General features: G+C 50.5%; 2 tRNA genes and 1 rRNA gene. All 3 read left to right on the forward strand.

The window, feature by feature from the left end:
* Positions 1–128: 128 nt before the first annotated feature.
* Positions 129–204: transfer RNA gene (locus tag BM229_RS18005), tRNA-Ala, on the forward strand.
* A 4-nt stretch (positions 205–208) separates the two neighbouring features.
* Positions 209–285, forward strand: a tRNA-Ile gene (locus tag BM229_RS18010).
* Between the two features lie 433 nt (positions 286–718).
* Positions 719–1,022: ribosomal RNA gene (locus tag BM229_RS18015) — 23S ribosomal RNA — on the forward strand; the annotation flags it as partial.

Consider the following 1,022-nt stretch of genomic DNA (forward strand, 5'->3'; position numbering starts at 1 on the left):
AGATGAGCTTGCTCAACTCATGGAACACTTAGCAGGTCGGCATACAAAGCCGGCCAATATTAGAACCGAGCCGTCCTCATATCTCTTCAGTCATAAGTCCTGCGCAGCCGCGCGGGTCTCAATAGTTTGGGGCCTTAGCTCAGCTGGGAGAGCGCCTGATTTGCATTCAGGAGGTCAGGAGTTCGATCCTCCTAGGCTCCACCAAAACGGGTCGGTAGCTCAGGTGGTTAGAGCGCACGCCTGATAAGCGTGAGGTCGGAGGTTCAAGTCCTCCTCGACCCACCATCCTCCTTGAGGTGGTATACGGAACATACCTTCAAGCACATGCTCATGTGTTTGAACGTCTGTTCCCGGATGAAGCATCGCTTCGTCCTTCAGACGAATTGACATCGTAAAGAGAGATACTAACAACATGTTTGATCGCCCCGCGTTAGGGGATGATCTCGGTTGCTGCCCTTTTGGGCCGGTGTTTGACGGGCTGTTTCCTCGGCCTGTCGGACATATCGCGACCGAAACGAATATGTTGTCCAAGTCAAGTACACTAACCAGAGCGATGACGCGGACCTCCTGCACGGACGGTTCGCTATCTGCATCGCTCATTGTCCAGACGACAGTCTGGGCGGGTAAAAGTATGCTTTTGATACAGGATAAAGAGGATCAGTTTCTTACCAGCTTCTGATCTTCGCGCAGGACGCCAAGTCTTGCTTTTTCTGGATCAAATCAAGCGCGAAAAGGGCGTTTGGTGAATGCCTTGGCAGTAAGAGGCGATGAAAGACGTGATACTCTGCGATAAGCCATGGGGAGCTGAGAATAAGCTTTGATCCATGGATTTCTGAATGGGGCAACCCACCTGATACTTTGTTATTACTGCACTTCGGTGCAGCTAATAACTTGGTAAACCAGGTATTTTTAGGCTGAATATATAGGCTTAAAAAGGCAAACCCGGGGAACTGAAACATCTAAGTACCCGGAGGAAAGGAAATCAATATGATACTCCCCTAGTAGCGGCGAGCGAACGGGGA

The sequence above is a fragment of the Sulfitobacter dubius genome (assembly GCF_900113435.1).
Lineage (GTDB): Bacteria > Pseudomonadota > Alphaproteobacteria > Rhodobacterales > Rhodobacteraceae > Sulfitobacter > Sulfitobacter dubius.